This window comes from Streptomyces sp. NBC_01451, from assembly GCF_036227485.1.
GTDB lineage: Bacteria > Actinomycetota > Actinomycetes > Streptomycetales > Streptomycetaceae > Streptomyces.
The window spans coordinates 6,559,514-6,582,158 of sequence record NZ_CP109479.1 but is presented as its reverse complement, the minus strand read 5'-3'; the positions used below and the strand labels follow the sequence as shown (position 1 = coordinate 6,582,158).

Genomic DNA, 22,645 nt, shown 5'->3' with positions numbered 1-22,645 from the left:
GGACAAGCCCGCCTGTGCTGACGTTCAGGGGCGCGGGAACCGCGCGACCGGCCGCGTCGAACCCGCGGTCGTCGGCAGTCCCCACCGCCCGAAGGCGCCCGCGCTACGCCTCGCGCGAGCCCGCGTACATCTCGTCGATCAGGTGCTTGTACTCCCGCTCGACCACCGGCCGCTTCAACTTCAGGCTCGGTGTGATCTCACCGTGCTCGATGTCGAGGTCCCGCGGCAGCAGCCGGAACTTCTTGATGGTCTGCCACCGCTGAAGCCCGCTGTTGAGTTCCTTGACGTACCCCTCGATGAGAGCGACCGTCCCCGGCGCGGCGACCACCTCCGCGTAGGACTTGCCGTCGAGGCCGTTCTCCTTCGCCCAGCCCAGGATCGACAGCTCGTCGAGCGCGATGAGGGCCGTGCAGAAGTTCCGGTCGGCGCCGTGCACGAGGATGTTGGAGACGTACGGGCAGACCGCCTTGAACTGCCCCTCGACCTCGGCGGGCGCGATGTACTTGCCGCCGGACGTCTTGATGAGGTCCTTCTTGCGGTCGGTGATCCGCAGGTAGCCGTCGGGCGACAGCTCTCCGATGTCACCGGTGTGGAACCAGCCGTCGGACTCCAGCACCTCGGCGGTCTTCTCGGGCAGGCCGTGGTAACCCTCCATGATGCCGGGCCCGCGCAGCAGGATCTCGCCGTCGTCCGCGATACGCACCTCCGTACCGGGCACCGGCTTGCCGACCGTGCCGGTGCGGTAGGCCTCGCCGGGGTTGACGAAGGAGGCGGCGGAGGACTCGGTGAGGCCGTAGCCCTCCAGGATGTGGATGCCGGCGCCGGAGAAGAAGAAACCGATCTCCGGTGCGAGGGCGGCCGATCCGGAGACACAGGCGCGCAGGTTGCCGCCGAAGGCCTCGCGGATCTTGGCGAACACGAGCGCGTCGGCGACCTTGTGCTTCGCGGAGAGGGCGAAGGGCGCGGAGGCGGTGCCGGTGCGCCGGAAGTTGTCCTGGGTGACCTTGGCGTACTCGCGGGCGACCGCGGAGGCCCACTGGAAGATCTTGTACTTGGCGCCGCCACCGGCCCGCGCCTTGGCCGCGACCCCGTTGTAGACCTTCTCGAAGATGCGCGGCACGGCGGCCATGTACGTCGGCCGCACGACCGGAAGGTTCTCGATGATCTTGTCGACACGGCCGTCGACGGCGGTGACGTGCCCGACCTCGATCTGACCGGAGGTCAGCACCTTGCCGAACACGTGCGCGAGCGGCAGCCACAGGTACTGGACGTCGTCCGGGCCGACCAGCCCGGTCGCGGCGATCGCCTTCGCCATGTACGACCAGTTGTCGTGCGGAAGCCGGACCCCCTTGGGGCGGCCCGTCGTACCCGAGGTGTAGATGAGGGTCGCGAGCTGGTCCTTCGTGATGGCCCCGACCCGTTCCCTGATCAGGTCCGGGTTCTTCTCCAGGTACGCGGCACCGCGCTGCTCCAGCTCGGCGAGGGTGAGCACCCCCTCGCCGGTCTCGACACCGGCCGGGTCGATGACCACGACATGGGTGAGTTCGGGCAGCTCGGCGCGCTTCTCCTGCACCTTGGCGAGCTGGGTCACGTCCTCGGCGATCAGCACCTTGCTGGCGGAGTCGGAGAGGATGAAGGCCGACTCGTCGGTGTTGGTCTGCGGATACACCGTGGTCGTGGCGGCGCCGGCGCACATGATGCCCAGGTCGCCGAGGATCCACTCGACCCGGGTCGCGGAGGCGAGCGCGACGCGCTGCTCCGGCTGTACGCCCAGTTCGATGAGTCCGGCGGCGATGGCGTAGACACGCTCGGCGGCCTGCGCCCAGGTCAGCGACTTCCAGTCGTCGGGGCCCTCACCGGCAGCCGGGGGCACCGGGTAGCGGTAGGCCGCGGCGTCCGGCGTGGCAGCCACGCGATCCAGGAAAAGACCGGCGACGGACGGCGGACGGTTCTCGATCAAGGTCTGTGTGTCGCTCACGACATCCTCCGGGGCCCGCGGCAGTGCGGCGGCTGGCTCATTTGCGGCTGTTGTTACTGCGTCTTCCCGGGGGACTGCCCCCGGACCCCCAGCAGAAAAGCAGGTCAGCAGGGTGTAACCGACATGCACATCACGAGGCGAACCTGAGTGACTCGCGAGTAACTACCGAGCAGAGATCAGAGTAAGGCGCGACCGCCCGGCGCGTAAGGGGCGACGGCCTGTCACTTCGTACAGAGCGCGACTGTTCGCTTCCTACGGGCCCCGACGGTACCCACACGAAGGGGGCCCGCCGCGTTCCCGCACGGCGAGCCCCCTCTTCTCCCGGTTTCCACGGGCCGGCGTCGGCTACTTCTTGCCCTTGCCCGACCCCGCGTTCTCGTCGCTCGACAGGACGGCGATGAAGGCGTCCTGCGGAACCTCCACCGAACCCACCATCTTCATCCGCTTCTTGCCCTCCTTCTGCTTCTCCAGCAGCTTCCGCTTACGCGAGATGTCACCGCCGTAGCACTTGGCGAGAACGTCCTTGCGGATCGCGCGGATGGTCTCGCGGGCGATGACCCGCGACCCGATGGCCGCCTGGATGGGCACCTCGAAGGCCTGCCGCGGAATCAGCTCGCGCAGCTTGGCGACGAGCCTCACCCCGTACGCGTACGCCGCGTCCTTGTGCGTCACGGCGGAGAACGCGTCGACCTTGTCGCCGTGCAGCAGGATGTCGACCTTGACGAGGCTGGAGGTCTGCTCACCGGTGGGCTCGTAGTCCAGGGACGCGTATCCGCGGGTCTTGGACTTCAGCTGGTCGAAGAAGTCGAAGACGATCTCGGCGAGCGGCAGGGTGTACCGGATCTCGACCCGGTCCTCCGACAGGTAGTCCATCCCGAGCAGCACACCGCGCCGGGTCTGGCACAGCTCCATGATCGCCCCGATGAACTCGGACGGCGCGAGGATCGTGGCCCGTACGACGGGCTCGTAGACGTCGCTGATCTTCCCCTCGGGGAACTCGCTCGGGTTGGTGACGATGTGCTCGGACCTGTCCTCCATCACCACCCGGTACACCACGTTGGGCGCGGTGGCGATGAGATCGAGGCCGAACTCGCGCTCCAGCCGCTCCCGGATGACGTCGAGGTGGAGCAGTCCCAGGAACCCGACCCGGAAGCCGAACCCGAGGGCGGCGGAGGTCTCCGGCTCGTAGACGAGCGCGGCGTCGTTGAGCTGGAGCTTGTCGAGGGCGTCGCGCAGCTCCGGGTAGTCGGACCCGTCCAGCGGATAGAGCCCGGAGAAGACCATGGGCTTCGGGTCCTTGTACCCCCCGAGCGCCTCGGTCGCGCCCTTGTGGAGGGTGGTGATCGTGTCACCGACCTTGGACTGACGGACGTCCTTCACGCCGGTGATGAGATAGCCCACCTCGCCGACCCCGAGCCCGTCGGCCGACTTCATCTCGGGGGACGAGACGCCGATCTCCAGCAGCTCATGGGTCGCGCCGGTGGACATCATCCGGATCCGCTCACGCTTGTTGAGCTGCCCGTCGATGACTCGTACGTACGTCACGACGCCCCGGTACGAGTCGTACACCGAGTCGAAGATCATGGCGCGAGCGGGCGCGTCCACGGTTCCGACCGGAGCGGGAACCTCCGCGACGACCCGGTCGAGCAGCGCGTCGACACCGACACCGGTCTTGGCGGAGACCCTGAGGACGTCGTCGGGGTCGCAGCCGATGAGGTTGGCGAGCTCCGCGGCGAACTTCTCCGGCTGGGCGGCCGGCAGGTCGATCTTGTTCAGCACGGGGATGATCTTGAGGTCGTTCTCCATCGCCAGGTACAGGTTGGCGAGGGTCTGGGCCTCGATGCCCTGGGCCGCGTCGACGAGGAGAACGGTGCCCTCACAGGCCGCGAGCGACCGCGAGACCTCGTAGGTGAAGTCGACGTGTCCCGGGGTGTCGATCATGTTCAGGATGTGAGTCCTGCCCTGACCGCCCCCGTCCCCGTCGGTCGGAGCCCACGGCAGGCGCACCGCCTGGGACTTGATCGTGATGCCGCGCTCGCGCTCGATGTCCATGCGGTCGAGGTACTGGGCGCGCATCTGCCGCTGGTCGACCACTCCGGTCAGCTGGAGCATCCGGTCGGCGAGCGTGGACTTGCCGTGGTCGATGTGCGCGATGATGCAGAAATTGCGGATCAGAGCCGGGTCGGTACGGCTCGGCTCGGGCACATGGCTAGGGATCGCGGGCACGCAGGGTCCTGATTCTTGAGGCGTCCGCAGTGTCTGCGGTCTCGGGTCGGATCGATACGTAGGCTCCATGGTCCCACGGGCGGGGAGCGGGGACCGGTTTGCGTGGGTTCGCGCGGTCCGGCCGGGGAGCCGACAGCCGGATTGGGCTGTCCGGAAGGCGACTGGTAGCCTGGATCGTTGTGTCTCATGCCCTCTCAGCAGGAGACACACGTGCGGTGAAACGCAGTGAATCAAAGAAGCAATCAAACGGCGCGTGAGGCATGCCCTCGTGCGCCTGAACCTGAAAAGGCTCATTCGTGGCGAACATCAAGTCCCAGATCAAGCGGATCAAGACCAACGAGAAGGCCCGGCTGCGCAACAAGGCCGTCAAGTCCTCCCTGAAGACCGCGGTCCGCAAGGCCCGCGAGGCCGCTGCCGCGGGTGACGTCGAGAAGGCCACCGAGGCTCAGCGCGCTGCCGCGCGTCAGCTCGACAAGGCCGTCTCGAAGGGCGTCATCCACAAGAACCAGGCCGCCAACAAGAAGTCGGCGCTTGCTTCCAAGGTCGCCACCCTCAAGGGCTGAACCTCTCCTTCTTCGATCTGATCTCCTTCTTCGATCTGATCCAACCGCCGGAAGGACCAGAGCGGGCCCTCTCATCCGCTCCCACCCGGCAACCCGGCTCCACGCACGACCTGCGTTCGCCACGCGGGCGTGGAGCCAAGCAGAACGTTCCGCCCGAAGGCCCCGTCCACTGTCCTACCCCAGGACAGCGACGGGGCCTTCGGCATGAACACCAATACGCCCGCAGTACCGGCGGACGGGCAGACGGGCACACGGGTAAGGGCGAGGGGCGAAGAAACCCAACCCTCCACCCCCTGCTCCTGCTCCTACCCCCGCCCCCGAGACCGAGCCGCCCGGGCGATCACCACAACAGCCTTCTCCAACGCGTACTCAGGATCGTCCCCGCCCCCCTTCACCCCCGCGTCGGCCTGAGCCACCGCCCGCAACGCCTCGGCAACCCCGTCCGGAGTCCACCCGCGCATCTGCTGCCGTACCCGATCGATCTTCCACGGCGGCATCCCCAGCTCCCGGGCCAGATCCGCCGGCCGCCCACCCCGCGCGGAGGACAGCTTCCCGATCGCTCGCACCCCCTGTGCCAGCGCACTGGTGATCAGCACCGGCGCCACCCCGGTCGACAACGACCACCGCAACGCCTCAAGCGCCTCGGCCGCCCGCCCCTCGACAGCCCGGTCGGCGACCTCGAAGCTCGACGCCTCCGCCCGCCCCGTGTAGTACCGCCCGACCACGGCCCCGTCGATCGTCCCCTCGACATCCGCGACGAGCTGGGCCACCGCGGACGCCAGCTCCCGCAGATCACTCCCGATCGAGTCGACGAGCGCCTGGCACGCCTCGGGCGTGGCGGATCGCCCCGTCACCCGGAACTCGGACCGCACGAACGCCAGCCGGTCCGCCGGTTTCGTCATCTTGGGACACGCCACCTCCCGCGCCCCCGCCTTGCGCGCCGCGTCGAGCAGCCCCTTGCCCTTGACTCCCCCCGCGTGCAGCAGCACGAGGGTGATCTCCTCCGCGGGCGCCCCGAAGTACGCCTTCACGTCCTTGATCGTGTCGGCCGACAGATCATGCGCGTTGCGTACGATCACGACCTTGCGCTCCGAGAAGAGCGACGGACTGGTCAGCTCGGCCAGGGTGCCCGGCTGCAACTGGTCCGAGGTCAGGTCTCGTACGTCCGTGTCGGCGTCGGCGGCCCGGGCGGCGGCCACCACCTCCTGCACGGCACGGTCGAGCAGGAGGTCCTCCTGGCCCACGGCAAGCGTGACGGGGGCGAGAGGGTCGTCATGTGCGGTCTTCTTGGCCATCCCCGAAAGCATCCCACGAGCCACTGACAACGCCGCCGCCCACCAAGTCCACCGAAGCCTCCGCCGGACCGGCACGGCCACCGCTGCGAGTACGGCCGCGGCTCCTCACGAAACTACGGCTCCTCCCGCCACCCCTCCCACTCACCCACGAACTCGTCCAGCTCCTTCGGATCCAACCGCCCCGCCTCGTCCCGCAGCACCACAAGCCACTGCGCGTCCTCCGCGTCGTCCTCACCGGCCAGCGCATCCCGTACGAGCTGCGGCTCCTCGTCGAGGCCGAACCGGTCACGCAGCGCCTCCACCACGTCCTCGGCGGCATCACGGTCGGGCAGCACCAGCACATGTCTCACATCGCTCACGGAGACATTTTCCGCTACCCCGGAGCCCGGTCCAGTCACCCCATGCGCCTCAGCCTCCTCAGTCGCCCGCCCCGAATCCCCGAACCGTCGGCACAGCCGACACCTCGACCCCGAACCGCTCCCGGTACACGGAGAGCACCTCGCTGTCCGCCCCCAGCTCCGTCACCTCCCGCTCCCCACCGGGTGCCGTCACCGTGAGACTCCGGCCGCTGAGCGTGATCCTCCCTCCGTCCTCCGTGACCCGCGAACAGACCAGGGACCTCGTGAAGTGCGACTCCGGCGAGGTGCTGTGCCACCAGGCTCCGGCCACGAAGTCCCCGAGCACACGGGGCCGCGACTCCACCCGGTAGCGCCGGCTGCCGTCCCGGACCACATCCAGGTCACCCGAGCCCCGATCCGGGTCCCCGTCCGCCCCGGCACCCCGTGCTCCCGCCGCGTCCGGCCCCGCCTCGACGATCCGGAACGTACCGCCCGGATCCTCCTGCTCGCGCCGCTGCCCGATCGCCAGCGGAAAGTGACTGTGCGCCCCGAAGCCCACGTCGACGAGCCAGTCTCCGGCGTCCCCCGTCCGCACCCGCAGCGCGAGATGGTCGTAGGGGATGCCGAGCCGCTCCTCGTCGCCGTACACCCGCGCCGCGAGCAGCGTGACGTCGAAGCCCAGTGCGGTCAGCAACGCCGCGAAGACACCGTTCAGTTCGTAGCAGAACCCGCCCCGACGCGCGCCCACCACCTTGTCGAGCAGCAGGTTCTCCTCAAGGACGATGTCCTCGCCGAGATGGATCGACAGGTTCTCGAAGGGCACCGACACCAGGTGCCGCAGTTGCAGCTCGCGCAGTACGTCGAGAGTGGGCGACACCGGGCGTTCGACGCCCAGCCGACGGAGGTAGGCATCAGCCTGTGCGGAGTCCATGGCCTCAGTCTCTCGCCACCCGCAGCTCCCGGCCCGCGCCGACGACCGCCAACGCCCCGTCCTGGTCCGTCCGCAGCACCACGGCACCCCCGTCCCTGAGCGCCGCCACCGTGCCGGGAGCGGGATGCCCGTACGTGTTGTCCGCGCCGCACGAGATGAGCGCCAGCCTCGGGGCCACCGCCCGTATGAGCTCCGGGTCCTGATAGGCCGACCCGTGGTGGGCGACCTTCAGGACGTCCACTGCACGCACCTGGGCAGCCGCCGGCGAGCTCAGCAGCGCGCGCTGGGCCGGGGGTTCGAGGTCCCCCAGAAGCAGCAGGCGCAGCCCGGCCGACCGTACGAGCAGCGTGACACTGGCGTCGTTGGCGCCCTCCGGCTCGGGGGCCGGGGCAGGCCTCGGCCACAGCACCTCCCAGTCGAGGTCTCCCGTCCGCCGCCGCTCTCCGGCGACGGCACGCGTCACCGGGATGCGCCGGGCCGCCGCCTCCCTCAGCACGAACCCGGCCTGGTCCTCGGGCTCCTCGAACCCCGTTGTCTCGATCGCGCCCACCGAGCGCCCGCGCAGCACGCCGGGCAGCCCCGCGACGTGGTCCGCGTGGAAGTGGGTGAGGATCACGAGGGGCACCTTGGTGATCCCCAGTTCGCGCAGGCAGTGGTCGACCAGTGCCGGGTCGGGGCCGGCGTCCACGACCACGCCTGTGCCTTCGCCCGCCGCGAGCACGGTCGCGTCGCCCTGGCCCACGTCACACATCGCGAACCGCCACCCCGGCGGCGGCCACCCCGTGATCACCCTGGTCAGCGGCACCGGCCGCACCACCACCAGGAGCAGCAGCACCCCGCAGGCCGCGCACCACCATGGATGCCTCAGCAGGCGTGCGCCGACGAACACGACGAGCGCCGTGCACAGCCCCAGCAGCAGTGCGCCCGTCCAGCTGCCCGGCCAGTCCACTCCCCCGCCGGGCAGGGCGGCTCCCGTGCGGGCGATGTCCACGATCCAGCCCGCGGGCCAACTCGCGCCCCAGGCGAGCACCTTGGCCACCGGCATCGCCACCTGCGCCGTGGCGAGCGCCGCGAAGCCCAGCACCGTGGCCGGGGCGACGGCGAACTCGGCGAGCAGGTTGCACGGCACCGCCACCAGGCTCACCCGCGCCGACAGCACGGCCACGACGGGCGCGCACACGGCCTGCGCGGCACCGGCCGCGGCCAACGCCTCGGCCAGTCGCGGCGGCACCCCGCGCCTGCGCAACGCCGGGCTCCAGCGGGGCGCGAGGGTGAGAAGCGCGCCGGTGGCGAGGACGGAGAGCAGGAAGCCGTAACTCCGGGCCAGCCAGGGGTCGTACAGCACCAGCAGCAGTACCGCTGTCGCCAGCGCCGGGATCAGTGACCGGCGGCGCCCGGTCGCGAGGGCGAGCAGCGCGACGGACCCGCAGGCCGCGGCCCGCAGCACGCTCGGGTCGGGTCTGCACACCACGACGAACCCCAGGGTGAGGGCTCCGCCGAGCAGGGCGGTGGTCCGGAGGGAGATGCCCAGGCGGGGTGCGAGGCCTCGCCGTTCGACCTGCTGGGCGAGGGCGGGCGGGCCGATGAGCAGGGCGAGGAGGATCGTGAAGTTCGCACCGCTCACGGCCATCAGATGGGTGAGGTCGGTCTCCTTGAACGCCTCGTCCAGCTCGGGTGTGACGCGTGAGGTGTCCCCGACGACCAGCCCGGGCAGCAGTGCCCGCGCATCCGTCGGCAGGTCCTCGGTCGCGTCCCGCAGGCCCGCCCGCAGCCGCCCCGCGAACCGCTGCGCCGTCGACGGCTGCCTCACCACCTCCGGCGCCGCCCGGTCCCGTACCCGCAGCACGGCCGCGACCCGGTCACCGCCCGTCAGGGCCGGCACGAGCCGTCCGGTCACCCGCAGCCGCGTGGACGGCAGCAGTCCCAGCCAGGGCGAACTCTCCGGCCCGTCCCCCGCCTCCGCCGCCCGGCCGAACGGTCCGGGCCTCCTCGGCTTCGCACCCATGTCGACGGTCACGAGCACGGGCGTCCGCGTCGCCACCGTGCTTCCGTCCGTCTCCTCGATGCGCCGGACATCGGCGTCGAGCAGTACGGCACTCGGCAGGGCGTGAGCACCCTGGACGCGGGGCCGGGTGAGCCGCGGATCGGAGGTCACCTCCAACTCGGCCGTGACATGGGCGTACTGCCGTGCCAGTGCCGGTACCGGTCCCCGCCGCAGATCGGCCCCGTGCAGCCCGGCGGAGACGGCAGCCGCGGCGACACAGAGCAGCACGGCAGCCACGGAGATCCGCGACCAGCTGCCCCACCGCGGCTGTCCCGCCCGTGGGAGACCCGGTCCCGCGGAAGCGCGACGGGCCAGCAGGAGCAGGCCCGCCACGACCGAACAGACGACCGCGACGCCGGTGACCCGGCCGGGCGAGACGTCCAGCGCCAGTGCCGACGTCGCCCAGGCCGCCAGTGCGGGCGGCACCAACCGCAGGTCCGTCGGCCCTTCCTGCCGGGGATTGGCTTCCCCCAGCCGTTTCCCCGAGGCCGCGTGCACGGACCGGCGGGCGCGGGGTGTTCGACGGGCGGGGGCGGCGGCCCGGCCTTCGAGCGGCCGGGGCTCGGCATGTTCCGGCCCGGCCGTCTCGTGCCCGGGCGGACCTTCGGATTCCGATGTGTGTGGTGCCCGGCTCATGGCGTCACAAGGTTTCGCAGGTCGGCGAAGCGGCGGTCGCCGAAAGCTAGCCCCCTACCTAGCAAAGGGAGCAAAGCGGCCCTAGACCAGTGACGCCATCACCAGGCCAGGGCCTTGATCCGATTCCTTCTCGATCTAGGAGCCGGACCCAATGCAGAACGTACCCGTGCGCGGCACCACCGCGCGCTACCCCGTCAGTCTCGCCCGACAGCTTCTTGCCGACATGGACGCCGTCGGCAACGACGACTTCACCGAGCGGGACCTGTGCCGCCTCATCGGCCGCTGCGAAGTCGTCATCGCCAGTCTGATCGTCGCCGTTGAGGACGGTGCCAGCGATGACCGCACCTGAGACCGACCCCATGCGGATGTGGCTGACGCGCCTGTCCCTCGCCGCCGGTATCGCCTTCACTGCGCACGCCGAGTACGACCTTGCCCGAACCCTGGGGGCAGACCCGTTCATCGCAATCATGCTGCCGGTAGCCGTTGACGCGTACGTGGTCGCCGCCCTGCGGTGGTTCCGTGCTTTCGACGTCACGCTGGCGTTGGCGCTCATGAGTGCCGCGCAAGTGGCCGCACACGCCCTTGAGGCGGGGGTGATCGCGGTCAGCTTCGACCTGGTGGTGGTTGTCTCGCTGCTCGTGCCGGTGGCGCTGTGGCGTACTCACGCCCTCGCCCGCGGCGAGGGCGTGCCTACCACCGCGACCGCGCGATACACCCCGGTACAAGCGGTCACCGAGGTGACCGCCGTACCGGACCCGCTGCCGTACGCGTGGAACGCCTACGCCACCACCGGCGTAACCACCAAGGTGACCGCTTCGCTGCCCGCAACGACCCCCCACCAGGTGGTCACCGAGGTCATCACCCTCACCCCCGCTGATCTGCGCAGAAGGGCTCTGAAGCTGCACCGGGAGATGGTCACCGAGACCGGGCGGCCGGTGACCATCGACCAGCTCCGTCAGGAGTTCGCTCTGTCGCGCCGTGACGCTGCCGGGTTGCGGCGCGAGATCGTCGAGGGGAAGCGGTCATGAACTCCCCCGAGCAGACCCCGGTGCAGCACACCGTCCAGCCCATCGGCATGACCACCCAGGGCCAGCCCATCTATCCCTGGCCCGCCCATCCCGCACCGGTAGCGCAGGCGCCGCTTCGCGCGCATCCCGTCGGCCTGTACGTCGCCGGTGGCTGCCTCGCCATAGCCGCTCTGGCCGTCGTCGGCACGGTCCTGGTTGCCGTCCTCATCGGACTGTCTCTCGCCCTGGTGGTGCTGGCCATCACCGTCGTTGCCCTGACCGTCTGCCTTCTGGTCCTGCGCTCGATGTGGCGCGACTTCCAGAGGGGCCGCTGACCTGCCCTTCCGTCCTCCGCCAACCGTTGGCTCAGACGGCAACGGTTGCGGGGGTGTGGTGGGGCCGGACAGCCCGGCCCACAACCACGGAGGAACCCGATGACCCGCGACCAAGCCCTCACCGAGGCCCGCCTCGCCGCCAGCAGGGCGAAGGAACTCGCCCAGGCCGCTGACCGCGACCTCGAACACCCCACGCTCAAGCACGACGTCCCGAGGTGGGCCGCCGCCAGCACCGCCTACGCCGACGTCTCTCGTGCATACACCGCCCTCGCCGCCGCCCTGCCGATCACGAAGGTCACCAATGTCTGAGCCGAAGCTGACCTTCTGGGAGAAGGCCGCCATCGTCCGCCTGGAAGTCCGGGGCGCCCGCCGCACCATCGCCAACATCCAGGACCAGCCGGACATCGACCGCGGTATCGAGCGGATCAAGGAGCGCGCCCGCAAGCGCGAGGCGAACGGCAAGTAGGTACACCACGGGGCGCCCGTACCCGGCACAGGTACACCCGGGCGCCCCGTGTCCCGGACCGCCCAGAGAACGAGCGGAGAGACCAGGATGACGGACACGACCGCACCCGCCCAGACCGACCCGACGGGTACCCCCGTACCCGATGTACCCGCACCCTCAGGTACGACGGGTATCCCCGTACCCGCGACCGAGGTACAGCACCGCCGCCGAGTCCGCACCGAAGCCCTGCGACGGGTCGTCATCGAGGCCCGCGAGCACATGGCGTACCGGCTCCTCGTCCGCCACGGGGCGTACGTCTTCGGGGGTACCCGCGTCCTCACCCGCCGAACCTGGGAGGCCCGTACGACCGCCATGCACGCGCGCATGATGCGCCAGGCTGAGGCCGCGGGGAACGAGGAACTCGTCCGGCAGTGGGAGCAGCGGGCGTACGCGTACAGGTTCGCCCGCCACAAGCGGCGCATGGACCTGTTGCAGATGATCCTCAAAGCCCCCAAGGCGATCGCCTCCGCCGTCCTCAGTACGGGCAGCGTGCTGCTCATGCTCGGCCTCATGCTGGCCTGGTACAACCACGACGTCGACGACGTCCTCACCCCGTTGAACACGGTCGTCGAGCTGGTCGGATGGGTCGCGTTCATCGCGGGTGTGCTGTGGGAGCCGCTGCTGTACTCGCTGCCCTGGCTCGCCCTCGCCGGGGTGTGGGCCGTCGGCCAGCACCGGCAGACCGCACCGTCGTGGGCCCTGCCCGCAGGCGGCGACGAACGGGACGTCGTGCCTGACGAGGGCGCTATCCTGCGCGCACTCGGCGGCCTCGGCATCGCCCCGCTCAACAAGGCCATCAAGGAGGGCTGGCAGCCTCGTTGGGTGCAGCCCACCACCCGCTCCGGGAACGGCTGGCACACCCAACTCCAACTCCCCATCGGCGTCACCGTCGAGATGGTCAACGGGAAAAAGAACGTGCTCGCCCACAACCTGCTCAGGAAGCCCGTCGAGGTGTGGCCGACCGAGCCGCCGAAGCAGCCCGGCACCCTCGACCTGTGGGTGGCCGACCAGGGCTCGCTGTCCGGCCCGGTGCCGCCGTGGCCACTGCTCACCGAGGGCACAACGGATTACTTCAAGGGTGTGCCGGTCGCCGTCTCCCAGCGGGGAGACCAGATCGTCGGCAAGCTCATGGCCGCGAACTGGATCGTCGGCGGCATCATGGGCTCCGGGAAGACGTCCATCGTCGTCTCCCTGCTGCTCGGCGCGATCCTCGACCCGCTCGTCGAGGCCGAGGTGTACGTCATGGCGATGAACATCGACTACGACCCGCTCAAGCCCCGGCTGAAGACGCTGGTCAAGGGCGACGACCCCGAGCAACTGAAGGCCGCCCTCGACCGACTGCGCAGCCTCACCAGCGAGGTCACCGAGCGCGGCAAGCTGCTGGAGGAACTCGGCGGCGAGTCGCCCAAGCTCACCCGCGAACTCGCGCTGAAGGACCCGCGGATGCGGCCGAGGGTCGTCGTGTTCGACGAATGTCACGAGTTGTTCATGAGCAAGGACTATGGCAAGGAGGCCGCCGAGCTGGCCATTCGCGTGATGAAGAAGGCGCGGAAGGTCGGCATCACGTTGATCTGGGTCACCGTCTCCCCGACGGCGGACAGCATCCCGCGCGACGTCACCCGCAACACCAGCCACCGTGTCGCGTTCGCGGTCGGCGACCAGGTCGCCAACGACGGGCTGCTCGGGTCGGGCAAGTACAAGGCCGGCATCCGCGCGACCGAACTCGTTCCCGGCCAGGACATCGGCACCGCGGTGACCTACGGGTTCACCGCCAAGCCGTTCGAGGTGATCCGCGCCCACTACGTAGCCCGCGACCCCGAAGAGGGCATCGACGAGGTGACGCCCGTCGTTCAGCGGGCGATGGGCCTGTACGAGGGCACCGGACCGGCGGACGCGCCCGCGTTCGCGGTGGCCGACCCACTCGCCGACATCGCGACCGTCCTCGGTCACGAGACCAAGATGCTCACCCTGGACGTGCTGCACGGGCTGAAGGACCGCAACCCGGTCGTCTACGGAGACTGGTCACCACGAGACCTGAGGCGCGTTCTCGACGACGCCGGGCACGGCGACTACAAGACCAACGGCGGCAAGATGCACGTCAGCCTCGACCGGATCCTCGACGCCATCGCAGCCCGCGACGATGACGATCTCGACGAGGGAGGCACCGAGGACTGAGGGAGTTCTCCCTACCCGCCTCCCTCAGCGTGACCTGCACATATGCCAGTTCAGAGAGGGCAGGGAGGCGGATCTCCATACCTGTGGGAAACGGAAAACAGGCAGGTTGGCCTCCCCGACTGGCTTCCCTCCCCGCGTCCCGCATGCGGGAACGGCTTCGCGGCTGCACCCTGAAGCCATGAACGGCCGGACCCCGCCAGGCCCTCCAGAGGGGCCGCTGAAGCCCCCGGAGCGTGACGCCAGCACGTGGGCGGCGCCACGTCCCGCAACCTCCTGGCGGAGTCTCCTTACCCATGGAGGCGCGGCCCTCCTTGGTCTCTTCGTCGGTGTGCTGATCGGTATCACGGGCAACCCCAAGGCCGACAAGGCCGCTCCTTCAGCAACGGTCACCACGACAGCGACCGCCACACACGAGGCCACAGCCAGTACCCCGCCTTCAGTCGGCAAAGTTGCTGCGGACGGGTTCCCTGGTGATGGCACGTACGTCGTCGGCAGCGACATTAAGCCCGGCACCTACCGCAGCGACGGCCCGCAAGGCGGCCTCATCACCAGTTGCTACTGGGCCCGGCTCTCCAGCACCTCCGGCGAGGTGAACGACATCATCGCCAACGGGGCCACCAGCGGCCAAACGACCGTCACGATCGCCGCGACCGACAAGGCGTTCACCTCCACGGGCTGCAAAGCCTGGAAGAAGACCGGCTAGCAGCGGGAGACGTCGTGCTGCCACGGTCGTAACCTCCGGCTGCGCGTCGGCAGGCGGGCCCACAACCGGTTGCGCCGTACGTACGACGGCAGGTGCTGAGCCGAACTACATACAAAGCGGCCCCTGGAGTCGTACTCCAGGGGCCCTATGCCGCCGCTAGATCAACGGATCAACTCGTCGATCGACCGGGGAACGCGAACTGTGCGTTCCTGGGCCCTCATAGCCTCAAGCAGCCGCTTCGCCTCTGCAGGCATGACATCGCCAGCAACACACCCTTGACCCATCAGATCCGTGGTGTCCATGACATTGATGTTCTTCTTGCGGGCGAAGGACAGAGTAATCCTGTCGTCGCTGATCCACGTCGAATTCCCCTTGAACTCACGCCGCGTCTGGATCACGTGCAGCGTTTCCGCCTCTCCCAAGTGCTCCATCGGCATCGCAGACGTGCCGCCGAAACTGGCTCTCACCGTCTCAACAGCGTCCGCTTCGTCGTCCTTGACCTCGATCGGTTCCCCCAGAAACCCTCCGCCGACCAACGGTTGAAGACTCCGGTACTTGATTTGAGCCGACCTCTTCGCCTCGTATGCCACCGCGGTTGTCCAACGGCCGCGGCCGTTGAGGATCTGCTCAAGCAGCGGTATGCGGTCGACGCATGCAAAGTTGCAGAGCACCGTGTTGTCGGGGAACCAGAACGCGATAACGGGGGTCATGGGGTGAAGACCAGCCCCGTCTCTGTACAGGGCTCGTCGTCAGGCTGCACCAGTGGCGGCTCCATGACATCCAGCAAGTCCTCGGGAGGCACCTCCCAGAGAGTTGCTAGCGGACGGATGGAAATGTCCCGCTGAAGGTACGCACGTGTGGCCAGTTCACTCAGACGCTGCGGTGGCCAGCCTCGGCGGGCCCGCCCGGCCATCCTCAGATGCTCTTCGAGAGCCCGCGAGAGCAAGGCCGCGTCTCGCGTGGTGCCCACGACTGCACGGCGATATTCATCAGGCTTAATCAGGCCGAGGGCTTTGAGACGAGTCGCCATAGCGCTTGGGGACACCTTGTACTTCCAGGCGAGCCGACTGATGGATTGGCTATCCATGGGGCTTGAAGCGTCCTCGAAGACTTCGTCTGTCGGCATGAGGAACCCTGCGGCAAATGCGTTGGCTCGCACTTCACTCAGAGAGGTGGACCGTCCGGGCGAGACCTGCTCAGCAACAATCTCGCGAGCGTCACCAGCCAGTATGTGACCGCACTCGTGGGCCAGAGTGAAGCGTTGGCGGGTCCAGACGGGCGTCGAAGTAACGATGATCAGGCGAAAATCCCCCGGCGCCCAAGCAAGCCCGTCGAGCCCATCAGGCAGCTCGGTTGCTGCGATCTCTACACTGAAGGCTTCCTCGCACTGCGCAGCCAGTTCCTCAGCATCCCATTTCCTAGGTGACGAGTTGAGATGCTTGAGCGCGGCTCGCGCCAGTTGCTCCCCCTGCTCCACCGCTAGGGCGCCCTCGAAGTCGATCTCGGGGACGTTCATTGGGAGGGGGTAGCCAAGGCGTTGCAGGGCGTCAATGAGCCCCTCATAGCCTTGAAGAACCGAGCGAGCGTCAGCTTGATTGCCACCGTCGGAGTTCTTGCGCGCTGCCACATTGCGAGCGGTGCGCGGCAGTCGCCCGCTGAGGAGCCAGTCGACGGTGGTTCCGGTCGCCTCTGCCAGCAAGGCAAGTTCGAGGGAGTTAAAGCGGCGGGTGCCATTGAGTGACTTGGATAGCTTGTCGGGTGTCATCCCGAGTCGTTCCGCTTGGGCGGCTTGAGTGGGTCCGGCCCTGCCGATCACTTCGAGCACTCGTTCGATCAGGTCGGCGTTCATGTCGTGACGGTACCGCCGAGTTGCGAAAATCGCAATGTGGATCACCGGTGCCAAACCGGACAAAACCTCAATCGCCCCAATGGACTACACAAGACCGTGATCGAGCCGCCCGTGACATCGATCATTGGAGGTCATCGGCAGTGCTCAGTGGCCCCATGCCTCCGGCCCGCCGCCTCTCCATTCGATCAGCCCGGACTCCTCGACGTACGTCTCGCCGACGTCCTCGATCCCGGCCCGGCGCAGGAACTCGGTGATGTCCCGCAGCCCGTACGCGCGGCCGAGGATCTCGCCGTCGACACGCAGACGCCGACCGCCGTCCTCATCGGGCGGGTACACAAGCACGCGCATCACGGACATGCTGTCAGCCTCTCCCCCGCCGGGGACACCCGCGTTCAGACCCATCTCTGCAGGTGACGGCTCGGAATTGCGAGCAAGAGAATCAGAGCGTCGGCGTCCTCATCCGTCGCCCGGCTGTTGCTGAGGCGCCAGCGTTAGGCGTCCGTGCCGCGGTTCTCCTGGTCCTCCAGTGCGCGGCGCTGAGCTCTCGCCCACGTGCGTAGCCCCTCCATATCCTGATTCATCTGGTGGTGCCCGTACACGGCCTCCCCATGCGCCAAAAACGCGGGGGCAGACGTCACAATCAAGAAGCCGACGAGCACCGACGCGAGACAGAACCATGCGAGTGCGCTATCAGCGTGCCGCGCGCCCCCGAGCCAAGCCAGCGAGACGCCCTCCGCGCTGACGAGCAGAGAAGCCACAAAGAGGTAGACCGCTGCGACGCGGGACTTGATGGGCGCTTCGGCGTCCATGGACGCATGCCCTTCTGGCGGAATCGCTGCTTCGATCTCTGCCAGAAGCTCGGGCGTTGGGGGCCCCTCTGTCCTTTCGGTACGGCGGCGAGTCCTGGCGAGGCCGGCGTTGTACCTGAGCGGTTCCGCCAGGCGTTGCAGGAACTGGTGGACCTCTACAGCCGCGACCAACCAGAGGACCGGTGCGACCGCCGCGATCGTTGCCGCGTACGTCTCTGTCATCTTCACGACCCCAGTGTGCTGGGCCGATGGGCGAGCGCCGTACGTACGCGGAGGCACCCGCTGGCACGCGGTCTCATCGTCAGACCCGCCAGAAACGGAGCAGTTCAGGCTCGTCAGCGATTGACCCGTACAGCGACAGGCGTCTCCTGCCCGTCCCAACTCACTCTGATTTGAGCCGGGATTGGATTCGCAGCAGATCCCGCCATGAGGAAGGAATGCGCCTCTCCACCGTTCAGAGAGATCGGTCCGTCGTCTCGGAGAGTGTGCACCGCAGGAAGGCCATCCTCTTCGAATTGCAGGTTGTTGGCGAGAAGTTCGCCGTCGTTCTGAATGCGGTACGTGTCTCCATTCACCCGCACGATGCTGAGAAGCACCCTTGGCCGACGAGCCTCAGCAACCGCCTCTGCCTCGCGTCGCTGCAATGCCAGGGCCTCCTCCGCTGCAACGGCCGACCGGACCGAGGCTTCAGCCGAAGTAGCCGACGCGGCCGCCGACTTCTTGCCGTCACCTCGCGCTTTGATGCTCACCACGAACGCTCCCGCCGACAGCGCGAGAGCTAACAAGGCAGTCACGTCTCCCAGGTCCATGCCCGGACCATAGCCCTATCCGGCCCACCCGATCTCACGGACCTCGATCGCCCCGGAATGCGGCATGTACTGGATCCAGCAGCGCGCCCCGAACGCCTCGCGAATCTCCTCGACACTGCCGGGGTCCCGTACGTCCAACCACGCCCTCGGATCCTTACGTACGGCCTCAACGAGTGTGAGCACCTCACCCCGCGCCTCGTCTGTCGGCAGCTCCGCCATGACCTCGACCGCGAGATCCTCGAACACCATCCCGTGCATGTGTGTACGCCCCCTTGTGATCCACCGAGACGCCACGGTAGGGCGCGGACATCAGTCACGTTCCGCCCTGTGGATAACCCCCAACGCCCTGGCGCGTGCCGCCCGCCCCGGGCGCTCCAGGAGAGAGTGGCGTCGTCTTGCCGGAACCATCGGCTCCCCAGCCTCCGTCTCGGTACCATGAGGATGCCGACGGAAGGAGGTGGCGACCATTTCCAAGTTTGTGCCTAGGTGGCTGAGTTGGCGCCGTCGTGCCGATGCGGAACCGGGCGTGGAAGGTTCGCTCGCGGGTGAGTCCCATGATGCGATCACGCTTCGTGAACCAGAGGAACACTACGAGCGCCGCAGGATTGCAGACTCACTGAGGCGCTCGCATCGCGGTGGACCGGCATCCGAAATCCCCTCCCAGATGGACAACGACCAACCCTTTTCTGCTTCAGAGCAACTCGCCGACCTCCAGGCGCGATTGGAGGCCTCTATGCGAGCTTTTGAGCTTACAGACAACCAGGCATCCACGTCTTCCGATGAGTGGACCCAGCATGAACTGGTCTACCGTCGGCCGTCCAGCGATCCTGCAGTCTTCGACGCATATCTGGAGGCATTGGGGAGAATTACAGGGCCCTCGCCCAGTGATCCTGCAGACCGCTACGCATATCTAGAGGCGCTGGAGAGATTTGCAGGGCCCTCACCCAGAAATCCTCCAGCACGCGACACATACCTGGAGGCACTGAAGAGAATTACAGGGCCCTCCGGCCTCGGTGATCCCGCGTTACTGGAAGCCCTACAGCAAGGCACCGATGAGCCTAGCGAGTCAGCCCGCCGGGCGGTGCTGAACATCCTGGCCCTCGGCCAGCTTCGACTTGGAACGACAGCCAACGAGGCCGATCCCGAAGACCCTGACGTAACAGACGTCGACTTCGTCACGGTGTCCAGAATTTCTCGGCTCGCACAGGTCAAAACGGACTGGTCCGATCAGGAATTGCAGGTTCACTTTGCGAACCTGTTGCGTAGCCAACCTCTCGGGCACGAGGAACTCGAAGTGGTGGCCCCTGCTGCTGAGGAGACCATCGAGCACACCCTGGCCAGGCTGTTCCTCCTTCTCGGCCCCCCGCCAGAACCCACCGAACTCGACTACACACCCGCCGGAAGCGGTGGCGGAGGCGCGCAGCAGTGAACGTCGAAGACAGCAGCGCGATCCCGACAGTGCCCAGTGACGATCCCCTTGTGTCTGCTGGACTGGAAATCGCCATGAAGTGGGGGGCAGCGCTCGGCGGTCCTGAACAACTGAAGGTCGCCTTCGAGGCCCTTGAACCGCAATTGAAGCGTGAGCACCAGATCCGGCTCAAACAGCTCGACGCTCAGAGGCAGGCAGCTGAGCGCAGGGCCCGCGCTGAGCGAGAGGTGCGTCAGCATAGGTTCCGGATGACAAGCCTGATCGTAGGCGCCGTGATGAGCATCGCCATGCTGGGCGCAGGCGTCTATGTCGCGAAGGACGTGTGGTGGCTCGCGATGTTGCTGTGTGGGCCGAGCCTGATAGCCATCCTGAAAATCGTTGTGCTGCGACGCAGCGACCCATCGGACATGACGGCCGTCGCCGCCGCCGCGAGGGGAGCCACGAACGCGGCGTCTCAGGTGCAGCCTCCCATCTGACGGAATCGGCCGGCACTCCGTCTGGACGGTCCAGGCTGCCCTCCGAACCAGCACGGGTTCCCGGAAGGAGTGCATCGTTTCGTGGTCAACTGTGCCCTCCATGAGGGTGAAGCAGCGCGCGCCCGGCGGCGACGGACGCCGTCGTACGGCTATGCCTTAGGAATGTGATCAAGAACCTGATGCGTGCCGTACTGGCTGCCACGCTCACCACCCTTCCACTCACCGTCATCTCCCCGGCACACTCCGAGGAGACCCTGCTCGCCCCGGCTACAGTGGAAGCCCTCCTGGTCAACAGTGAGGTCCGCGACGGATACACCCGTACGTCCTTCAAGCACGGGAACACCGGGAACAACCCCTCCGACGGCTGCAACACGAAGGCCGAGGTACTCCTGGCAGAGGCCGTTGAGGCTCCGCAGGTGATGCCCGGATGCCGCCTCGTCGGGGGCGTCTGGTGGTCGTCACGTCCGCGTCCGCCCTCGACGTGGACCACATGGCGCCGCTCGCGGAGACCTGGGACAGCGGAGCCTCAGCCTGGAGCGCCACCCGTCGCGAGTCCTACGCCAACGATCAGGGTGCCGCTACGTCGCTAGTTGCGGTGTCGGCCCCTTCCAACCGGAGCAAGTCCGCCCAAGATCTGGCTTAGTGGCTGCAACCCACACCAGAGGTGCACTGCCGGTACATCTCGGAGTGGGTCGGGACGAAGCTCCGCTGGGGGCTGACGGCAGATACTCAGGAGCAGACAGCCCTGCGCGACTTGGCTGCCACGTGCCCGGACACCACCGTCACGTTCGAGTCCGCCCCGTAGCCGACACAGCCCCTGGCGTCTTCGTGAATACGTCCACCGAGCCGTACATCAGGTCATGTTCAGCTCTCTGCGCGCTGCGCTGATCACCCGCTGAGCGTCCCGCCCGTACACAGCAGACTCGCGCAGGGTGTTCCAGGTGCGGAGGTAGGTCTTCACGCTTGGCTCATCCTCGATCCACAGCTCGGAGTGCCATGTCTCGACGATCACTCGGCTGTCGTCGTAGACCCAGAAGGCCGTCGCGGGCGGGATCTTCAGTGAAGCGCTAAACGGGATGATGCCCAACTCGACCGTGTCCAGGCCGACGACTCCGGACAGCCGGTCGAGCTGGGCTCCCAGGACGGATGGCGGGCAGACAAGCGCCCGCAGCGCTGCCTCCCACATGATGATGTGGAAGCGTTTTGTGGGGTCGTACAGTGCCTCCTGGCGCTTGATACGGGAGCGTACGGCTTCCTCGGTGTCCCGTGGCGACTGCTGGAGTTCGGTGTACCGGGTGAAGATGTGCCGGGCGTACTCCGGAGTCTGGAAGATGCCCATGATCATGGACGACTCCCATCCCCGGAACACCGTGGTGCTCATATGTTCGGCCAAGTGAGTGTCCTGCACGGGCTTGTGCCCCGAGGCCAACTGTCGCCGCCATGAGCGGATATGGGACTCGAACCCTCTCAGCCGGGCGAGCAGTTCGTCATAGGCCTCTGGCTGGCCTGTCCCTTCGGCCCACACCCGCAGATCCTCGGGGGTGGCGGTCTGCTTGCCGTTCTCCAGTTTGCTGACCTTGGGCTGGGGCCAGCCGAGCCGTCTGGCCAGTGCGGAACCGGTGAGCCGGCCATCAGGGGCCGACAGTCTCAACTCGCGCAGCCGTACGCCGAGTGCTTCTCGCGACTGCTGATAGTCCGTGCTCACCCGTCCCCGCTCACTGTCTAATCGGTCGCGGCCAAGCCCGCCGCAAAGGTCTCGTAGGGCACGGCGTAGTGCCGGGCGGAATCGCGCACCTGGGCGTACCGGTTGACCTCGACCGGCTCCGTGATCAGCTCCACGCTGACGAGGTTGTCCTCGCCGTCGAAGTTGAGCCGGGCCACCAGTCGCGAGTCGAAGATCCAGAAGTCCTCGTCAGGGAGCTGGAGCCGTTCAGCATCGTCGCGCCACAGCTGGTGGATGTCCTCGCCGACTGCGCTGTTCCGTTGGGCGTTGTCGAGAAGGTAGAGCTGCCCGGGGGTGGGCGGGTTGTCGACGATCCGAACACGCTCGAACCGCTTGCCGAGTGCGGTCTGTTCACGGCGTTCCGCACACCATTCGACATCGACTCCCTCCCAACTCACCGATTCGCCGCGCATGAACTGGGCGTAGGTCTCGGTGACCTCGTCGGATGCGTATCGGCGTCGGGTCTCCAGACGCCAAGCTGCGTGCTTGAACTGGGTGAACAGCCGGTCGAATTCGTCCAGCCCAATGATGTTCGGCACGCGGGTGACCTCCTTGGGCCCGAAGTCGACGAGCAGTTCACGCGGGACGACAATGGGTACTTCCCCCTCTCCGAGGTGCTGGAGACGGGCGATGTCGCCAGGGTCGGTGAGCGCCGGTCCGTGGACGATGACTTCACCGGTGTCGAGGTCTTCGTGCACAGCGGGGCAGCCGTTCACACCACTGCCGGTGCCGTTGAAGCGCAGGCGTCGCGCCATGATCAGTTCCTTTCGCCGGGTACTGATCTCCTCATGATCTCCGTGCTCGGGAGCCGACG

At 67.7% G+C, this 22,645-nt stretch carries 24 protein-coding genes and 1 pseudogene; 11 read left to right on the top strand and 14 right to left on the bottom strand.

The window, feature by feature from the left end:
- Window positions 1-103 precede the first annotated feature (103 nt).
- Window positions 104-1,978, bottom strand: coding sequence for an AMP-dependent synthetase/ligase (locus OG595_RS28945; RefSeq protein ID WP_329277013.1), 1,875 nt, complete (start codon window positions 1,976-1,978; stop codon window positions 104-106).
- A gap of 345 nt (window positions 1,979-2,323) precedes the next feature.
- A complete protein-coding gene (gene lepA / locus OG595_RS28940; protein ID WP_329277011.1) occupies window positions 2,324-4,204 on the bottom strand; it encodes a translation elongation factor 4 in 1,881 nt (626 codons plus the stop codon).
- Window positions 4,205-4,500: 296 nt separating this feature from the next.
- Between lepA and rpsT the strand changes: the two genes are divergently transcribed.
- Complete coding sequence (gene rpsT / locus OG595_RS28935; RefSeq protein WP_329277009.1) at window positions 4,501-4,767, top strand: 30S ribosomal protein S20; 267 nt, start codon at window positions 4,501-4,503, stop codon at window positions 4,765-4,767.
- Between the two features lie 305 nt (window positions 4,768-5,072).
- On the opposite strand, the gene holA is transcribed toward rpsT, so the two are convergent.
- The 4 genes from holA to OG595_RS28915 form a co-directional block, all read right to left on the bottom strand.
- Window positions 5,073-6,062, bottom strand: coding sequence for a DNA polymerase III subunit delta (holA, locus tag OG595_RS28930; protein WP_329277007.1), 990 nt, complete (start codon window positions 6,060-6,062; stop codon window positions 5,073-5,075).
- 113 nt (window positions 6,063-6,175) lie between these two features.
- Window positions 6,176-6,421: a hypothetical protein gene (locus OG595_RS28925; RefSeq protein ID WP_329277005.1), complete on the bottom strand. Its 246-nt coding sequence runs from the start codon at window positions 6,419-6,421 to the stop codon at window positions 6,176-6,178.
- Window positions 6,422-6,479: 58 nt separating this feature from the next.
- Window positions 6,480-7,331 carry an arylamine N-acetyltransferase family protein gene (locus tag OG595_RS28920; protein ID WP_329277003.1) on the bottom strand — a complete coding sequence of 284 codons (852 nt, stop codon included), beginning with the start codon at window positions 7,329-7,331 and terminating at the stop codon, window positions 6,480-6,482.
- Between the two features lie 4 nt (window positions 7,332-7,335).
- On the bottom strand, window positions 7,336-9,873 hold the full coding sequence (locus tag OG595_RS28915; RefSeq protein WP_329283279.1) for a ComEC/Rec2 family competence protein: 2,538 nt from the start codon (window positions 9,871-9,873) through the stop codon (window positions 7,336-7,338).
- A 289-nt stretch (window positions 9,874-10,162) separates the two neighbouring features.
- Between OG595_RS28915 and OG595_RS28910 the strand changes: the two genes are divergently transcribed.
- The 7 genes from OG595_RS28910 (at window position 10,163) to OG595_RS28880 (ending at window position 14,736) form a co-directional block, all read left to right on the top strand.
- Window positions 10,163-10,360, top strand: coding sequence for a hypothetical protein (locus OG595_RS28910; protein WP_329277002.1), 198 nt, complete (start codon window positions 10,163-10,165; stop codon window positions 10,358-10,360).
- Entirely contained in the window at window positions 10,347-11,039 is a 693-nt protein-coding gene (locus OG595_RS28905) for a hypothetical protein (protein ID WP_329277000.1), read from the top strand. Before OG595_RS28910 ends, OG595_RS28905 begins: the two co-directional genes overlap by 14 nt.
- Entirely contained in the window at window positions 11,036-11,353 is a 318-nt protein-coding gene (locus tag OG595_RS28900) for a hypothetical protein (RefSeq protein ID WP_329276998.1), read from the top strand. Before OG595_RS28905 ends, OG595_RS28900 begins: the two co-directional genes overlap by 4 nt.
- A gap of 99 nt (window positions 11,354-11,452) precedes the next feature.
- Window positions 11,453-11,662, top strand: coding sequence for a hypothetical protein (locus tag OG595_RS28895; protein WP_329276996.1), 210 nt, complete (start codon window positions 11,453-11,455; stop codon window positions 11,660-11,662).
- Entirely contained in the window at window positions 11,655-11,819 is a 165-nt protein-coding gene (locus OG595_RS28890) for a DUF6257 family protein (RefSeq protein ID WP_329276994.1), read from the top strand. Before OG595_RS28895 ends, OG595_RS28890 begins: the two co-directional genes overlap by 8 nt.
- Window positions 11,820-11,906: 87 nt before the next feature.
- Window positions 11,907-14,033, top strand: coding sequence for a zonular occludens toxin domain-containing protein (locus OG595_RS28885; RefSeq protein WP_329276992.1), 2,127 nt, complete (start codon window positions 11,907-11,909; stop codon window positions 14,031-14,033).
- A gap of 328 nt (window positions 14,034-14,361) precedes the next feature.
- Entirely contained in the window at window positions 14,362-14,736 is a 375-nt protein-coding gene (locus OG595_RS28880) for a hypothetical protein (RefSeq protein ID WP_329276990.1), read from the top strand.
- A 161-nt stretch (window positions 14,737-14,897) separates the two neighbouring features.
- Here the strand turns inward: OG595_RS28880 and OG595_RS28875 are convergent, their stop codons facing one another.
- The 6 genes from OG595_RS28875 to OG595_RS28850 form a co-directional block, all read right to left on the bottom strand.
- Complete coding sequence (locus OG595_RS28875) at window positions 14,898-15,446, bottom strand: hypothetical protein (protein WP_329276988.1); 549 nt, start codon at window positions 15,444-15,446, stop codon at window positions 14,898-14,900.
- Window positions 15,443-16,585 (bottom strand): helix-turn-helix domain-containing protein, encoded by a 1,143-nt coding sequence (locus tag OG595_RS28870; protein WP_329276986.1) that lies wholly within the window; start codon window positions 16,583-16,585, stop codon window positions 15,443-15,445. Before OG595_RS28870 ends, OG595_RS28875 begins: the two co-directional genes overlap by 4 nt.
- 144 nt (window positions 16,586-16,729) lie before the next feature.
- A complete protein-coding gene (locus tag OG595_RS28865) occupies window positions 16,730-16,933 on the bottom strand; it encodes a hypothetical protein (RefSeq protein ID WP_443073165.1) in 204 nt (67 codons plus the stop codon).
- A gap of 143 nt (window positions 16,934-17,076) precedes the next feature.
- Window positions 17,077-17,622: a hypothetical protein gene (locus OG595_RS28860; RefSeq protein ID WP_329276983.1), complete on the bottom strand. Its 546-nt coding sequence runs from the start codon at window positions 17,620-17,622 to the stop codon at window positions 17,077-17,079.
- Window positions 17,623-17,729: 107 nt separating this feature from the next.
- Window positions 17,730-18,203: a hypothetical protein gene (locus OG595_RS28855; RefSeq protein WP_329276981.1), complete on the bottom strand. Its 474-nt coding sequence runs from the start codon at window positions 18,201-18,203 to the stop codon at window positions 17,730-17,732.
- Window positions 18,204-18,218: 15 nt separating this feature from the next.
- Entirely contained in the window at window positions 18,219-18,461 is a 243-nt protein-coding gene (locus tag OG595_RS28850) for a hypothetical protein (protein ID WP_329276979.1), read from the bottom strand.
- 406 nt (window positions 18,462-18,867) lie between these two features.
- On the opposite strand from OG595_RS28850, the gene OG595_RS28845 reads away from it, so the two are divergent.
- The 3 genes and pseudogenes from OG595_RS28845 to OG595_RS28835 all read left to right on the top strand — a co-directional run bounded on the left by OG595_RS28845 (window position 18,868) and on the right by OG595_RS28835 (window position 20,913).
- Entirely contained in the window at window positions 18,868-19,632 is a 765-nt protein-coding gene (locus OG595_RS28845; RefSeq protein WP_329276977.1) for a hypothetical protein, read from the top strand.
- Entirely contained in the window at window positions 19,629-20,108 is a 480-nt protein-coding gene (locus tag OG595_RS28840) for a hypothetical protein (protein ID WP_329276975.1), read from the top strand. The genes OG595_RS28845 and OG595_RS28840 overlap by 4 nt, the downstream gene beginning before the upstream one ends.
- 164 nt (window positions 20,109-20,272) lie before the next feature.
- Window positions 20,273-20,913: pseudogene (locus OG595_RS28835) on the top strand (HNH endonuclease family protein).
- A gap of 48 nt (window positions 20,914-20,961) precedes the next feature.
- Here the strand turns inward: OG595_RS28835 and OG595_RS28830 are convergent.
- Window positions 20,962-21,813, bottom strand: a complete 852-nt coding sequence (locus OG595_RS28830; RefSeq protein WP_329276974.1) for a helix-turn-helix domain-containing protein — start codon at window positions 21,811-21,813, stop codon at window positions 20,962-20,964.
- Window positions 21,814-21,830: 17 nt separating this feature from the next.
- On the bottom strand, window positions 21,831-22,586 hold the full coding sequence (locus OG595_RS28825; protein ID WP_329276972.1) for a DUF6879 family protein: 756 nt from the start codon (window positions 22,584-22,586) through the stop codon (window positions 21,831-21,833).
- Between the last annotated feature and the right edge of the window lie 59 nt (window positions 22,587-22,645).

Excerpts from the sequence above, each read along its gene's own strand:
- holA (WP_329277007.1), bottom strand. The coding sequence starts at position 6,062 with ATGGCCAAGAAGACCGCACATGACGACCCTCTCGCCCCCGTCACGCTT.
- OG595_RS28920 (WP_329277003.1), bottom strand. The coding sequence starts at position 7,331 with ATGGACTCCGCACAGGCTGATGCCTACCTCCGTCGGCTGGGCGTCGAA.
- OG595_RS28910 (WP_329277002.1), top strand. The coding sequence starts at position 10,163 with ATGCAGAACGTACCCGTGCGCGGCACCACCGCGCGCTACCCCGTCAGT.
- OG595_RS28905 (WP_329277000.1), top strand. The coding sequence starts at position 10,347 with ATGACCGCACCTGAGACCGACCCCATGCGGATGTGGCTGACGCGCCTG.
- OG595_RS28900 (WP_329276998.1), top strand. The coding sequence starts at position 11,036 with ATGAACTCCCCCGAGCAGACCCCGGTGCAGCACACCGTCCAGCCCATC.
- OG595_RS28895 (WP_329276996.1), top strand. The coding sequence starts at position 11,453 with ATGACCCGCGACCAAGCCCTCACCGAGGCCCGCCTCGCCGCCAGCAGG.
- OG595_RS28890 (WP_329276994.1), top strand. The coding sequence starts at position 11,655 with ATGTCTGAGCCGAAGCTGACCTTCTGGGAGAAGGCCGCCATCGTCCGC.
- OG595_RS28885 (WP_329276992.1), top strand. The coding sequence starts at position 11,907 with ATGACGGACACGACCGCACCCGCCCAGACCGACCCGACGGGTACCCCC.
- OG595_RS28875 (WP_329276988.1), bottom strand. The coding sequence starts at position 15,446 with ATGACCCCCGTTATCGCGTTCTGGTTCCCCGACAACACGGTGCTCTGC.
- OG595_RS28870 (WP_329276986.1), bottom strand. The coding sequence starts at position 16,585 with ATGAACGCCGACCTGATCGAACGAGTGCTCGAAGTGATCGGCAGGGCC.
- OG595_RS28865 (WP_443073165.1), bottom strand. The coding sequence starts at position 16,933 with ATGCGCGTGCTTGTGTACCCGCCCGATGAGGACGGCGGTCGGCGTCTG.
- OG595_RS28855 (WP_329276981.1), bottom strand. The coding sequence starts at position 18,203 with ATGGACCTGGGAGACGTGACTGCCTTGTTAGCTCTCGCGCTGTCGGCG.
- OG595_RS28850 (WP_329276979.1), bottom strand. The coding sequence starts at position 18,461 with ATGCACGGGATGGTGTTCGAGGATCTCGCGGTCGAGGTCATGGCGGAG.
- OG595_RS28845 (WP_329276977.1), top strand. The coding sequence starts at position 18,868 with ATGGACAACGACCAACCCTTTTCTGCTTCAGAGCAACTCGCCGACCTC.
- OG595_RS28825 (WP_329276972.1), bottom strand. The coding sequence starts at position 22,586 with ATGGCGCGACGCCTGCGCTTCAACGGCACCGGCAGTGGTGTGAACGGC.